General features: G+C 61.2%; 9 protein-coding genes and 1 pseudogene. All 10 read right to left on the reverse strand.

Features of this window, described 5'->3' with window-relative positions:
* Positions 1 to 2,585: S8 family serine peptidase (locus OQK_RS24980; protein WP_016774833.1), on the reverse strand; the 2,585-nt coding region annotated here is incomplete at its 3' end.
* A gap of 222 nt (positions 2,586 to 2,807) precedes the next feature.
* Complete coding sequence (gene eprS, locus OQK_RS24985; RefSeq protein ID WP_038862163.1) at positions 2,808 to 5,753, reverse strand: autotransporter serine peptidase EprS; 2,946 nt, start codon at positions 5,751 to 5,753, stop codon at positions 2,808 to 2,810.
* A gap of 295 nt (positions 5,754 to 6,048) precedes the next feature.
* Positions 6,049 to 7,419: a TolC family outer membrane protein gene (locus tag OQK_RS24990; protein ID WP_038861729.1), complete on the reverse strand. Its 1,371-nt coding sequence runs from the start codon at positions 7,417 to 7,419 to the stop codon at positions 6,049 to 6,051.
* 2 nt (positions 7,420 to 7,421) lie between these two features.
* Complete coding sequence (locus OQK_RS24995; protein ID WP_016774836.1) at positions 7,422 to 8,771, reverse strand: HlyD family type I secretion periplasmic adaptor subunit; 1,350 nt, start codon at positions 8,769 to 8,771, stop codon at positions 7,422 to 7,424.
* Positions 8,768 to 10,543 (reverse strand): type I secretion system permease/ATPase, encoded by a 1,776-nt coding sequence (locus OQK_RS25000; protein ID WP_016774837.1) that lies wholly within the window; start codon positions 10,541 to 10,543, stop codon positions 8,768 to 8,770. Before OQK_RS25000 ends, OQK_RS24995 begins: the two co-directional genes overlap by 4 nt.
* Positions 10,544 to 10,723: 180 nt before the next feature.
* Positions 10,724 to 11,146 carry an AprI/Inh family metalloprotease inhibitor gene (locus OQK_RS25005; protein ID WP_157221967.1) on the reverse strand — a complete coding sequence of 141 codons (423 nt, stop codon included), beginning with the start codon at positions 11,144 to 11,146 and terminating at the stop codon, positions 10,724 to 10,726.
* Positions 11,147 to 11,237: 91 nt separating this feature from the next.
* A complete protein-coding gene (locus OQK_RS25010; RefSeq protein WP_016774839.1) occupies positions 11,238 to 12,683 on the reverse strand; it encodes a serralysin family metalloprotease in 1,446 nt (481 codons plus the stop codon).
* A gap of 464 nt (positions 12,684 to 13,147) precedes the next feature.
* The gene (locus OQK_RS25015) at positions 13,148 to 14,233 is read right to left on the reverse strand and encodes a polyamine ABC transporter substrate-binding protein (protein ID WP_016774840.1); all 1,086 of its coding nucleotides are present in this window, start codon (positions 14,231 to 14,233) and stop codon (positions 13,148 to 13,150) included.
* A 55-nt stretch (positions 14,234 to 14,288) separates the two neighbouring features.
* Positions 14,289 to 14,633: a cupin domain-containing protein gene (locus OQK_RS25020; RefSeq protein WP_016774841.1), complete on the reverse strand. Its 345-nt coding sequence runs from the start codon at positions 14,631 to 14,633 to the stop codon at positions 14,289 to 14,291.
* A 31-nt stretch (positions 14,634 to 14,664) separates the two neighbouring features.
* A pseudogene (locus tag OQK_RS30260) lies at positions 14,665 to 14,828 on the reverse strand (FAD-dependent oxidoreductase); the annotation flags it as partial.

Consider the following 14,828-nt stretch of genomic DNA (forward strand, 5'->3'; position numbering starts at 1 on the left):
TTCTGTTTGCCGCTGACGTCGCCGAACTGCAGATCACGTTTGACGTCGATGCGATGCCAGCTGTAAGCGCCGCCGACGGTCAGGCGCAACGCGTCGATTTCATGGCCCAGATACGCACCCAAGTGGTAGCTGTCGACCGAGGCCGACGAATGCGTGCCGCTGCCCATGCTCAACGAGCTGTCGCTGTAACCGGTGACGAAACCGAGACGGGTATCTTCAGCAATCAGACCGTCGACACCAGCCAGCAGCCCGCCGATGGAGCTATTGGAATCGGCATTGTCATGGCCGCCATCGCTTTCACCCCACGACCCCAGCACCTTGACCCAGACGTTGCTGCGCTCATCAGTCGGCGCATCGGCATTGAACAGATCACGCTCACGCAGGCGTTCGCCGACGGCCTCGCGCAGGTAGCGGCTGTCGTTGATCAGCAGCGTGCCGATGGCCGGGTGAATCTCGCCGGACAACTGTTGAAAGGCCTGCTGCGCCGACGCCGCGTTGGGCGACAGCAACAGGGTTTCGAACAGCGCATTGCCCGCACCTAAACGCTCGGCCGCCGCACCGACGGCGCGCTGGTTCGGCGTCAGACCGACGCTGGCGAACGATGCCTCATTGCGCCCGACCGCCAGTTGAATGCCGCCCGCCGAGTAATCCAGAGTGCCGCCAAGGAAGGCGTAATTCGGCAAGACCTGACCGAAACGCCCTTCAATGCCGCCCGCCGCTTGCAGAATGTTGTAGCGGGTGCCGAGCAGGCTTTGCACTTCGCCGGTGCTGAGCAGGGTCGGGCTGTTTTCCAGCGACAGGCTCACCGTGGCGCCGTCGATGACGGCTTTGCCGCCCGCGACGATCTGGTCGCTACTGGTTGGCGACAGCTCTACGGCGTAGGTCGAACCCGGCGCGAAAGTCACGTCACCTGCCACATTCAGGGTGCCGATGGAATTGCCCGGTGCCACCGTACCGCCGCTGTTCACTGCCAGCGCGCCGATGCGGCCATTGCCGCCGAGGATGCCGCCATTGTTGACAGTGACCGCCGATTGCAGCGAACCGTTGATGGCCAGACGGCCCTGGTTGATCAGGGTCGGGCCGCTGTAAGTGCTGTTGCCGGTCAGCACCAGGGTGCCGATGCCTTGCTTGGTCAGACCGCCGTGGCCGCCAATGTCGTTGCGCCAGGTGTCGAGGCCGCACGTGATGTCGCTGCACACCCGCTCGGTCGGTTTGCCCTGATCAATGATCCCGCCGATGCCCGGCAAGTCAGCAACGAACTGGCCGGAACCGTACGCGCCCTGAACGCGGAACTCCTCGGGAATGTCCTGCTCGGTGACGAACATCGCCGGGCCATCGATTGCCTTGCGCAGGTTGATCATGCCCCAGCCGTACAAGGCGTCGATGCCCGGTGCGCCGAGGTCGGTCGCAGTGGTGCGCAACACGCTGGCGACCTGATCGCCGGACATATACGGGAAGCGCTCCATCAACACCGCGATGGAACCGGCCACATGTGGCGCGGCCATCGAGGTGCCGTTGTAATTCTTGTAGCCGGTGGTCAAGTTGTCGGCGTTGGTGCCTTCGATGATCGAGCTGTAGATCTTGGTGCCTGGCGCCGACACGCAGTAACTGGCGGTGTAGCCGCAACGCGAGGAGAACGTGCTGATCACATACGGATTGGCGCTGGCGGCGTCCGGGTTCTGCTGCAATGCGGCGACGGTGATCCAGTTCGGCGCGATGTCCGGAACGAAATAACCGAGGCCGGCAATGGCATCCGGGTTGTTCAGGTTGTAGTCGTTGCCGGCGGCAAAAATAGTGACAATGCCGCTGCGTGCGGCGGCAATCGCGCCGTCGTAGGCGCCGCCGGGTTTGGTGCCGAGCAATGTGCGGATTTCGTTGAACTGAAACTGCGCGTCGTTGACGGTGAAGTGCGGATACGCCGGATCGCGGCCGCCGAGGTCGAAGCGGTCGGTGATGCCGATGCCCCAGCTGTTATTGATGATCCGCGCTCCGCTGGCGATCAGCGCATCCCAACCGGCCTTGTACACCGCGCCGTCGTTGCCGCGCACGATGCCGTCTTCAGGCCCCGGGTCGCCGTTGTCGGCGCTGATGATTTGCGCACCGAATGCGACGCCGTGCATCACCCCGCCGTCGCGACTGCCCGCAGCGATACCGCCGACGTGGGTGCCGTGGGCGCCGAGCTTGCCGTCGGAGCCGACCGAGGGCGAACCGTCATAGCGGAACGCGTCGCCGGCTTTCACCGGAATATACGGGTCGGTGTATTCGCGGATACCGCTGGTGACCAGGGTGACGACTTTGTTACTGCCAGAGAACTCCGGATGCGCGGCGTAGACCGGCTGATCGAAGATGCCCAGTTTCACGCCTTTGCCGGTGTAGCCGGCGGCGTAGGCGTAATCCGCGCCGATCGCGCCCAGGCCCCAGTCGGCCTTGAATTCATTGCTGCGCCAGCTCGACGGATCGCCGCTGCGGCCGTTCTCCACGTAAGGCGCTGCCTGTGCCATCGCACTGGCACAGAGCATGGCGACTGTCAGGGTTTTCAGGGCAAAGCGGCCACCCGATTGCGCGGGGGTATTGTTGTTATCCATCCACGACCTTCCTTAGTGATGTTGCGAAAAATCCGGTTGCCTTGATCGTTCCCACGCTCTGCGTGGGAATGCCTCTAGGGACGCTCCGCGTTCCAATGGGACGCAGAGCGTCCCGGGCTGCATTCCTTTGCTGCGCGTGGGAACGATCAACACAGGTTTTGCGACCGCTGCGCAGTCGAGCGGGGATAAATCCCCTCGCCACAGTGGCTCAAACTCATGCAATCAGAACTGCCAGTTCAGGCTCAGCCCGACGCCATGCAGCTTCTCGCGGCTGGCCAGTTGGCCGTTGTAATCGAGGTTGACCCGCACGTCCTTGCTCAAGGCCAGACTGGCCTGCACGCCGAGCAGTGCGGCATCACGCACCAGCGCCGAGCTCTCCACGGAATACGGCGCGCCGCCGCTGGCAAAACGCAAATGCTGCTCTGATTCGATATCGCTGAGGCTGTGCTGCCAGCCGAGACGCGCGCTGACGTCCAGCGCTTGCTGGCTGGAAAGGTTGAAGGTTTTGCTCGCCCGCACGCCCAAGGTGCTCAACACCGCATCGCGCTGATCGCCCGAGCTTTTCAGCGCAGCGGCATCGCCCTTCTCGGTAAAGCCTTCGGTGTCGAGATGCAGGTAGGTCAGGTTGGCGAACGGTTCCAGCGCCAGCGCTTGCAGCTGCAAGCGATACGCCGCCTCGGCGAAAACCTGAGTGGTGGTCGCATCAAGCTTGGCTTTCTGCTTGGCGCTGACCTCGTCGTATTGCAGATCGCGCTTTACGTCGCCGCGATGCCAGCTGTAGGCCGCGCCAGTGCTCAAGCGCCAGGCGCCGATGTCGTGCCCGGCGTAAGCGCCAAGGTGGTAGCTGTCGACTTTCGCCGAGGAATGCGTGCCCGAGCCCATGTTCAAGGAGCTGTCGCTATAACCGGTGACCAGACCGATGCGGGTCTGCTCATCAAGCGCGCCGTCGACACCGGCCAGCAGACCGCCGATCGAAGTGTTGTAGCCGGCCGTGTCGTGACCCGAATCGGTGCTGCCCCAGGCGCCGAGGGCTTTGATCCAGCCGTTGCTGCGGGTCGCCGTTTCATCGTGCAGCCGCTCGCCGACCGCATCACGCAACTGGCGGCTGTCGTTGATCAGCATTGTCCCCAGCGCTGGATAAATCTCGCCGCTCAGTTGCTGGAAGGCTTGCTGCGCCGAGGCCTGAGTCGGTGCACGAAGCACACTTTCGTAAACCGAATTGCCGGCGCCCAGACCTTCGACTGCCGCCGCCACCGAACGCTGGTTCGGCGTTTGCCCGACGCTGGCGAAGCTGGTCGCGTTGCGTTGGATATTCAGCTGGATGCCGCTTGCGGCGTAGTCGAGGGCGCCGCCGATGAACAGGTAGTTCGGCACCACCGCAGCAAACTGCCCCTGCACGCCGCCGGCCGCTTGCAGGATGTCGTACTGGCGACCGAGCAGGCTTTGCGCTTCGGCGCTGCTGAGCAAGGTCGGGCTGTTTTCCAGCGCCAGGCTGACGCTGGCGCCGCTGACGGTTGCCGTGCCGCCGGCGACGATGCGGTCGCTGCTGGTAGGCGACAGCTCAACGGCGTACGTCGAGCCCGGGGCGAATGTCACATCACCAGCGACGTTCAAGGTGCCGATGGAATTGCCCGGTGCAACCCGGCCGCCGCTGTTGGCGGTCAACGCGCCGATGCGTCCGGAGCCGCCGAGGGTGCCGCTGTCGTTGACGGTGACCGCTGAAGTCAGCGAACCGTTCACGGTCAGCAGACCGCCGTTGACGGTGGTCGGGCCGCGATAGGTATTTGCGCCGCTGAGCAGCAATTGCCCGGCTCCAGACTTGACCAGGCTGCCCTCATACACACGGTTCGCCGCTGCCGCATCACGCAACATGCCGACGGCGTAATCGGTCTGCTCCTGCTGACTGGCGCTGGCCGGCACACCGTTCTGCCAGCCTTCGTCCTGCAGGGTTTGCTGCCAGTCGCTGTGCTCGGCGAGGTCTTCGTTTTGACGCTGGAGCAGCGCCTTGTCGGAGATGTCATTGCTCCAGACATCGCGCTGCCCTGCCCCCAGATTCGCGTCGAACGCACCGAGCAATTGCCCCGGCCCGCGCATTGCCCGGTTGAGGTTGGCGACGCCCCAGCCGACCCGCTCGTTCGGTGCGTCTGTGACCGAGCCATCGAGTTGCGTAGCGGTGCTCAGCAGCACCTCGAGCGCCTGCTGGTTGGTCATGTACGGATAACGCTCCATCACCAGCGCCAGGGCGCCAGTCGCATGCGGTGCCGCCATCGAGGTACCGGACTTGATCGCATAACCGCCGCCGGGAATGGTGCTGTCGATCTTCGCCCCCGGCGTGGTGATGCACCAGTATTTGGCGATGCCGCACTGGTTGTACTTCTGCTGATTGCTCTGATCGAGCCCGGACACCGCCAGCCAGTGACCTTCCAGATCCGGCTGAAAGTACGGCAGCGCCGAGCGTACGCTGGCGTTCGGGTAACCGCTGTTGCCGGCGCTGAACACATTGATCACACCGCGCCGCGAAACGTCGGCAGCGGCGTCGAGCCAGGTGCCCTTGTTCCAGTGCTGCGCGTAGGCGGCGTGCAGATCCGCCAGGGTGCGATAGCTGACATCCGGCGGCTGACTGCCCCAACTGTTATTGATCGCCCGCACGCCGGCGTCGGCAAGGCTGTCGTAGACCGCTTTGAAATAACGCGGATCAGGGCTTGGACCGAAGAGGAAACTGTCGTTCTTGTTGGTGTTGCCGACGTAGATCTGCGCGTTGTACGCCACGCCGTGCATGCCGCTGCCGTCACGGGTTGCGCCCATGATCCCGACGACGTGGGTGCCATGGGAATCATTGTTCGGGTTGAGCGTGCCGTCGACGTTGAACGCTGAGCCATCGACGTAGCTGCCGCTGGCCGTTACCGGGTGATAACGGTCGGCGGAGAATTCCGGGTGGGCGGCATCGAAACCGGAATCGAGCGCGCCGATCTTCACGCCCTTGCCGGTGATGCCGGCTGCGTAGGCCTGATCGGCCTGCATGCGTTGCAGACCCCAGTCACGCAAGAACTCGGCGCTGCGCCAACTGGATGGATCGCCGGGCTGGCCTGATTCCAGGTATTGGGCCTGCGTTGCCGAAGTCACCAGCAACAGCGTGCCGAGCGAAATCGGCTTTATGCGTACGTCCATGGTCATCACTCTCGTTTTTGTTGTTTTGTTCAGGGCTGAATTGCGGTGTCGCCTGTTCCCCTCACCCCAGCCCTCTCCCCGAGGAGAGGGAGCCGATTTGTGTTGATGTCAAAACCTGCGTCCGGCTCGGTCGTTCAGGTCGATGCAGCTATCGCAGGCCACTCGGTCAGTCCCCTGTCCCTGTGGGAGAGGGAGCCGATTTTTGTTGATGTCAAACCTGCGTCCAGCTCGGTGGTTCAGGTCGATGCAGCTATCGCAGGCCACTCGGTCAGGCCCCTCTCCCCCTGGGAGAGGGTTAGGGTGAGGGCTGTTGCGCGACCACAAATGCTTCGTCCACCCGCGCCAGATCCTGCTCATTCAGCGTCCCGGCGTAGTAATGCAATTTGGTCCAGGCCATCAGATAGTCATAACGCGCCTGGGCCAAATCCCGGCGGGTGGTGAACAGTTGCTGCTCGGCATTCAACGCATCGAGATTGGTGCGTTCGCCGCCCAGAATGCTTTGTCGGGTCGAGACCACCAGCGCCTCGGCCGACTTCAGGGCCTTCTGATAAGCGCGCAATTTGCTCACCCCGGACAGGCAGGCGCTGAACTGGCGGCGCAGTTCGATCAAGGTTTCGCGGGTTTTGCCATCCAGTTCGTATTCGGCCTGTTCCATGGTGCGGCTGGCCTGCCGTGTGGAGGCCGATACCCCGCCGCCGGCGTACAGCGGCACGCTGACTTCCAGGCCGATGGTGTTGGTTTCGTAGCGCTGGTTATAGGTGTTGCCGCTTTCGGACTCGTTGTCGCGCATAGAGGCATAAGCACTGACTTTCGGCAGATGCCCGGCGCGGTTGCGCTCGACTTCGTAGCGCGCCACTTCCACGGCCTGCCGCTGCGAAGCGAGGTTCGGGTTGTTGCTGATCGCCAGTTCATGCCAGGTGTCGAAGTTGGCCGGTTGCAGGGTGAAGGTCTGAAATTGCTGACCAAGCGGCGCCAGATCGCCGATGTCCACCGCCGGCACGCCCACCAGCGCGCCCAGCTCGCGCAAAGCGGCATCCTGCTCGTTGCGCGCTTCGATCTCCTCGGCAGTCGCCAGCTCATAGCGCGACTCGGCTTCGAGAATATCGGTGCGCGTGCCCTCGCCCTGCTTGAACATGTGTTCGTTCTGCTGGAACTGCTGTTCGTAGGCCTTCTTCTTCGCCTGGGCGATGTCGATCTGGTCCTGGGCGAACAAGGCTTTGGTGTAGTTATCCAGCACGCGCACCAACAGTTCCTGACTCTTGCCGCGAAAGGCTTCGTCGGCAAACAACGACTGCGCCACACCTTTGCGATACGCGGCATAAGCCTCGTAATCGAGCAGCGGTTGCTGCACCGTGAGCGCCGAGCCGTAACTGTTGTAGTTGCGCTCATCGGTGCGGTTGCGCGCACGATCATCCAGAGACGTCGCCTTGGAAGAATTGCGGCCCTTGTTGTAGGTGTAGCCGATCCGAGGCAGCAGGCCGGCGCGGCCAATCACGCGGTTTTCCAGGCCGGCATCGCGCTCCTTGATCGCCCCAAGGAACACCGGATCGTTGCGCAACGCCTGTTCGTAAATCTCGAATGGCCCCATGGCCGCGACTGCCGACTGACTCGCGAGCAGCGTCATTGCGGCCCCCAGCATGCAAAGCTTTTTCATACAGCCGAACATCCTTATTCCTCGGTCAACGCAGAACCGGCGCGATCAAGCAGCGGTTTGAACAGGTAGTTGAGGAGTGAACGCTCACCGGTGCGCACGAACATTTCCGCCGGCATGCCGGGCTTGATCACCAGACCGTTGAGCTTTTCCATCGCCTGATCGCTGACGCTGCTGCGCAACACGTAATACGGCACGCCGGTTTTCTCATCGACCATCTGGTCGGCGGAGATCAGGCTGACTTCGCCGGGCACGCGCGGGGTTTTGCTCTGGTTGAACGCGGTAAACAGAATGTCCACCGGCAAATGCGTGCCGACCTTGTCGATCAGGTTGATCGGCAAGTGCCCTTCCACTTCCAGGGTGGTGCCTTGCGGAACGATCTCCAGCAGGGTTTCGCCCTGACGCACCACGGCGCCTTCGGTGTGCACGCCGAGGTTGACTGCCACGCCATCGGCGGTGGCAAGGATCTCGCTGTGTTGCAGGTCGAAACCGGCGGAGGTCAGCTGTTCGGACAGCGTCACGCTTTTCAGCTGCGCATCGGCCAGTTGCGTGCGCACTTCCTTCTGGTATTCCTCGCCGTGCTGCTGCAACTTCAGGCGCGATTCAAGGATGCCCTGCTCCACGCGCCCGCTTTCACCGGTGTTTTCCGCCAGCTGCTGCTGCACCTGCGACAGTTGCCGCTGATAGTCCATCAAGCGGTTGCGCGGGATGTAGCCGTTGTCGGCCAGCGGTTGCAGGTTGCTCAATTGTTGCTGCAAGGAACTGGCCTGGGCATTGAGGTCGCTGCGCGCGCGGCGCATGCCGGCCAAATGTGCAGTGGCGCCTTCGATATTGGCGCGCAGTGCCGCTTGTTCACGGGAGAACGCTTCGCGGCGGCTGCTGAACAGTTGCCGCTGGCCTTCCAGCACCAGCGCCAGGCGCGGGTCCGGGTCGTTGCTCAATTCAGGCGGAAAGGTCACTTGTTTGAGGTTGTCGCGCTCGGCCTGCCAGCGCGCGAGGCTGGCCCAAGCCATGCGGTACTGCGCCTGCAGCGATTGCACATCGGCAGCCACTTGCGTCTGGTCAAGGCGGAACAGTGGCTGGCCCTGCTTCACGATCTCGCCTTCGCGCACCAGAATCCGGCTGACCACGCCGCTGCTCATCGACTGCACAGCCTTGCGCTTGCCCGAGACCACCACCGTGCCCTGCACCGGAATGCCCTGATCCAGCGGCGCCAGTGCGGCCCAAGTGAAGAAGCTGCCAGCGCCGACGATGGCCAGAATCCAGCCCATGCGCGCGAAGAATTTCGCATCGCGTTCCGGGCGCTCGGTGAGGTAGGCGTTTTCCATGTTCGCTTCGTTTTCAGTGTTCATGCTGGCGCTGCTCATACACCCGAATTCCTTGTCGAGGGCTGATACTGCCGGCTCATGCTGAGCCCGCCCGGTGTTTGTGCGGCTTTTTCGCGTTGCTGTTCGTGCTGACCGGAAAGTGCCTTGAGCACATCCTGACTCGGGCCGAACGCCTGCAAGCGGCCATCGTTGAGCACGAGCAATTTGTCAGCCTGAGCCAGCACCGAAGAACGGTGAGTCACCAGAATCACCGTCGTGCCTTGCGCCTTGAGTTGCGCGATGGCGCTGGCCAATGCCGCTTCGCCGACGGTGTCGAGGTTGGAATTGGGTTCATCGAGCACCACCAGACTCGGCGTGCCGTAAAGCGCACGGGCCAGGGCCACGCGTTGCTTCTGGCCACCGGACAAGCCGCTGCCGTCCTCGCCCAGTTTGGTGTCGTAGCCCTGCGGCAAACGCAGGATCATTTCGTGAACGCCGGCCTGTTGCGCGGCAGCTACGACTTTTTGCGGATCGGCTTCGCTGAAGCGCGCAATGTTCTCGGCGATGCTGCCGCTGAACAGCTCGATGTCTTGCGGCAAATAACCAATGTACGGGCCGAGCTGATCACGGTTCCAGCGGTGAATATCGGCGCCGTCGAGGCGCACCGTGCCGCCCAGTACCGGCCACACGCCGACCAGCACTCGAGCCAGCGTCGATTTGCCGGAACCGGAAGCGCCGAGCACACCCAGCACTTCACCAGCACTCAGATTGAAATTGACCATGTGCAAAGTGGCTGCACGCTGCCCGGGCGGGCCGGCGCTGACTTGTTCGAAGGTGATCTGGCCTTTCGGTGCCGGCAGTGCCATCGCCTCGTCGCTGGGCGGAAACGCCTGCAACAGCGCATCGAGACGGCGGTAAGCCAGCTTCGCCCCGCTCCACTGCTTCCAAACGGCGATCAGTTGATCGATCGGGCTCAGCACGCGGCCCATCAGGATCGAACCGGCGATCATCATCCCCGCCGTCATGTCGCCCTTGATCACCAGCAACGCGCCCAGGCCCAGCACCAGGGATTGCAGGCACAGGCGCAGGGTCTTGCTCAGCGAACTGATCACCGCGCCGGTGTCGCTGGCCTGGTTCTGCAAGCCGAGAAAGCGCGAATGCACCCCGAACCAGCGTTTGCGCAGCGAGCCGAGCATGCCCATCGCCTGAATGGTTTCGGCATTGTGCAAGTGGCTGGTGGCCAACTGACTGGACTGCTGGGAAAAACCGGCGGCTTCGCCCAGCGGTTTTTTGGTCATGTATTCGTTGAGGCACGCCAGCGCGATCAACAACAGCGCGCCCGCCGTGGCCAGCACGCCGAGCCAGACATTGAACAGGTAGATGACAAACAGATAAACCGGGAACCACGGCGCATCGAAGAAGGCGAACAGCGCCGGGCCGGTGACGAACTGGCGAATGTGGGTCAGGTCGCCCAGCGACTGCCCGGCGTTACCCTCGCCCTTGAACAGGTTGCGCTCGAACGCGGCCTGATAGACGCGCAGATTGAAGCGACGCTCCAGCTGGCTGCCGATGCGGATGACGATAAAGCTGCGGATCACTTCCAGCAGGCCGATGAAGGCGAAGAAACCGACCACCATTAACGACAGCATTGCCAGGGTGGTTTCGTTCTGTGACGACAGCACCCGGTCATAGACTTGCAGCATGTAGATGGACGGCACCAGCATCAACACGTTGATCAGCGCGGTAAAACAACCGACGCTGATCAGAATGCTTTTATAGTCGCCCAATGCCTTGATTAACGGAGCGGTGGCAGGAGACTTCGCCATCTTCATTGATTCTTCCTGAATTCATGCCTCGTCATTACCGGACGAGCATTCCATTGATATTCCGCCTGCCTGCCAAAGATGACTTGCAAGTAGCGCTTACAATTTCATAACAACTTGACCCGATGCCGCGCTTATAACGCACGACCACTGGCTTATATCAACTTTCTTTCACCCGCCAACCATTGCCTACTGCGCTGCGCGCTCTAACGTAATAAGCAGTTCGGCGCTCAAGGCCTTTGTATAAATGCCATCACGCTGGCGGCTGAAGAAGGCGATTTTCGAACCTTCCTTGCCGGTGATGGAAATGCCATCGGGCTCTGGAAACCAGCCGATTGGCGCTTCGCCCAACCACGCGGCCAGACATTCAGTGCCCTCGCCCAAGGTCTGGTTCGGCGCAAGCTCGACCAGGCAAGTGTTCGAGGGCTTGTCTTGCAGCGACCGCGTTTCGGGTGTGTCGCTGTGACCGGTCAAAGTGGCCTGCCAGCGCCCGGCGAATGCCGAGGGTTCTTCGAGTCTGAGGCTGCTTGCCATGCTTGTCGCTCCGGTCATCATCAGCGTGACTGCCATCAGCCATGCCATCGTCGTGTCAGTTAAAACGTATCGAGTCATAGGAAACTTCACTTCCGCTCGTAGCCTTGCTCGGCGATCAGGCCGATGCAAGCGAAGAAAGCGACGCACGAGGCGCCGCTTTCCTCTCACATCACGCGACGATGTCGCTGGTCGCAGCCTGGCCCACGGTGCTGATGATAAAGTCAGCCACGCCATGCCCGGAGAAATCCACCGACAACAGGCTGTTGCCGCCCGACGAGGTCAGCACGGCATCGCCGGCCGAACCGGTGAAGCTGTTGACGAAGTGCAGGCCCGCGCCGTTGGTGATGCCGGTCAGGTCGATTTTGTCCAGACCGCTGACGAAATCGAGAATCTGATCGATCGCCCCCGGCTTGGAGTCCGAGCTGGCGGCGAACACGAAAGTGTCCGAACCAGAACCGCCCCACAGTTTGTCAGCACCACCAGCGCCGTACAGGATGTCGTTGCCGGCACCACCTTTCAGCTCGTTGGCCACGCTGTTGCCGATCAACAGATCGCTGCCCGAACCACCAATCGCGTTCTCGATGACTGCGCCCTTGGCGATCGACACGTTGCCGACCATGCCGCCAACGTCGGAGAACGAAGCGCTGTTGAGGTTGATTTTCTGGTTCTGGGTGAAACCGGAGAAATCCAATGTGTCCTTGCCGCCGGCATCCCACACCGAGAACACCACTTTGTCGCTCGACGACGAAGCGCTGAGGAAGTCGCGACCGGTATTGGAGTTGAAGCCGTAGGTGGTGTCGCCGGTGCGGGTCGTGGTGTTGGCGCCGTAAAGCTTCTGGATCGCGGCGATGTCATCCATCAGCGGGCCGGACGAGTAGGCTTCGACGCCGCCCTTGCTGAAGTTCTGGTTGGTGTTGCTCTCGCTCCAGTAACTCATGACGCTGTAGCCACGGGTGTCCTGGCCATAAGTCGCATCGTTGTAGGTCGGGTTGCCGTTGCCGGCGTTGTAGTCGCCGGGGTGCGCAAGGCCAAGGGTATGGCCGATTTCGTGGGTCAGGGTCTGACGACCGTAGTTGTTCAGATCCGGGTTCTTGTTCTGCGTGTAACCGCTGTTGATCAAGTACCACGAGGTGCCGTCATAACCAGCGCCGGTTCCCGGCAGATAGGCAAACGCCGCAGCGCCATCCTGGCCACCGCTGTAGTTACCGAAGGTCATGTGCCCGTCGCCGCCCGAGGCTTTCTCGGTGAAGGTGACATTGGCCACGTCGGCCCAGGACTGCATGGCGAGCTTGGCCTGCGCCTGCTGCTGCGCGCTGAACTGACTGAACCCGCTGATGCCGTGCTTGTTCATCGTGCTGTTCGAGGCCGAGGTCAGGAACGTGTAGGTCAGTTCGATCTTGCCGCTGCCGTCCTTGTCCTGGTAGGCAGCGCCGTCACGCAGCAATTGCGTAGCCGCCTGATCGACGGTGTACGAGGGTTTGCCATTGACCGTGAGGTTGCCGCCGCGGTCGTACTGATGGCTGAAGCTATTGATCTGGTTGTACGCCGAGCTGAACGCGGCCAGCTGGAAAGCCTGTTCGGCGGAATCAACAGCATTGGTTTTAACTTTCGACATAAACACACTTCCTTGTTTAGCAATGGAACAGTTTTTGTCCGACAGGACGATCTTTGGCGAGATCGTCCTATCACTCGCCCAATGAAGGCGTAACGAACCTGACACAATTGGAAATCTGTCGTAAAGAGTTTTTTTGCGATCCAATTTAGTGGTATCAGGAAACTGCCGTAAACAAAGCGTGCGGGGAGGAAAGATTGTTTTTAGTTGCGATGAGGGTGGAAATTGTCTGACGATTTTCTATTTAAATATTAAATATCGGTAAGTTTGAATTTGTTGGGCAAGTCACACTTTCAGTCAGCGGTGCCAGTGCTTTGATATCAACTATCCTGATTCATTGAATAACGAATGTGAGAGCGAGCCTGCTCGCGAAGGCGCCAAGCCAGTCAACATAAGTGTCGAATGACAAACCGCTTCGCGAGCAGGCTCGCTCCCACAGGGGGTCTTGTATGTTGGCCTGAAAAAACTCAGCTACCGGTGCGAATCTTGTTCCAAACCCGTGTCCGGATCCGGTCGATATTCAACGGCATCGCCTCCAGCGCAAACAGCTTGCCCATCATTTCCGCGCTCGGGTAAACCTTGGTGTCGTTCTTGATCGCTGGGTCGATCAGTTTGTCGGCTTGTTCGTTGCCATTGGCGTAATGCACGTAGTTGCTGATGCCGGCCATGACATCGGGGCGCAGCAGGTAATTCATGAAGGCGTAGCCGGCCTTCTCGTCCGGTGCGTCGACGGGCATGGCGACCATGTCGAACCAGATCGCCGCGCCTTCCTTGGGAATCGCATAACCGATCTCGACGCCGTTCTTGGCTTCCTTGGCGCGGTTCTCCGCTTGCAGGATGTCGCCGGAAAAGCCCACCGCTACGCAGATGTCGCCGTTGGCCAAATCACTGGTGTACTTCGAAGAATGGAAGTAGCTGACGTAGGGCCGCACTTTCATCAGCAAAGCTTCGGCTTTTTTGTAGTCTTCGGGATTCTTGCTGTGGTGCGGCAGGCCCAGATAGTTGAGCGCCGCCGGGAGCAGTTCCGGGCCGTTGTCGAGGATGGCCACGCCGCACTTCTGCAGTTTTTCCATGTATTCGGGCTTGAAGATCAGATCCCAGGAATCCACCGGCGCGTTGTCGCCCAGCACCGCTTTGACCTTGGCAATGTTGTAGCCGATACCAGTGCTGCCCCACAGATAAGGGAAACCGTGCTCGTTGTTCGGGTCGTTGGTCTGCAGGGCCTTAAGCAGCGCTGGATTGAGGTTCTTCCAGTTCGGCAACTGACTCTTGTCGAGTTTCTTCAGCGCCCCACCCTGAATCTGCCGCGCCATGAAGTGGTTCGACGGAAAAACCACGTCGTAACCGGATTTGCCGGTCATCAATTTGCCGTCGAGGGTTTCGTTGCTGTCGTAGACGTCGTAGGTGACGCCGATGCCCGTGTCTTTCTGGAAATTCTTCGTAGTGTCCGGGGCGATGTAGTCGGACCAGTTGTAGACCTTGACCGTCTCGGCCGCATGACTGACGGAAGCGGCCAGCAGCAGCGGCGCCAATGCGAGGGTTTTCTGGATCATGGGGCGATTCCTGTATGGGCTTTTTTTGTTGGCAGGCAATCAAAGGATCAAACAATCAGAAAATCAGCACGTAGCTCTTGCGCACGGTTTCCTGGATATCCCAGATCCCGAGCGTGTTGGCTGGCAACATCAGTGCGTCGCCGCCTTGTATGTGCAGGGTTTCGCCGCCACCGTCGGGGGTGAAGGTGCAGCGCCCGGAAATGAAATGGCAGAACTCCTGCGCGGTGATCTGCCGCCGCCAGCGGCCCGGGGTGCATTCCCAGACGCCGGTTTCAACACCGTCGTCGCGCTCGACGCTGGTGGTCGAGGCAATTGCGACGGGTTCGCCGAGGGGCATGGCGACCGGGTTGGATTCCTCGAGTTCGAGCGCGGCGGTGTTCTTGAATTGGGTGATGCTCATGGCGTGACCTGTTTATTGAGGGAAACGACGTTCAGTGCATGAAACCTTCCATGAAACCGGCAACCCGGCTGGCGAGCTTGCGCCGCCAGGGCGCGGTCGCGGGATTGGCCAGGGTCTGGTCTTCGTGCACGAAACTTTTAATGATCGCGTTGTAGCCGAGCCAGCGGCATGGCTCTGGCTCCCAGGCACGCAGCG

Source organism: Pseudomonas sp. R62 (genome assembly GCF_000257605.1).
Classification (GTDB): domain Bacteria; phylum Pseudomonadota; class Gammaproteobacteria; order Pseudomonadales; family Pseudomonadaceae; genus Aquipseudomonas; species Aquipseudomonas atacamensis.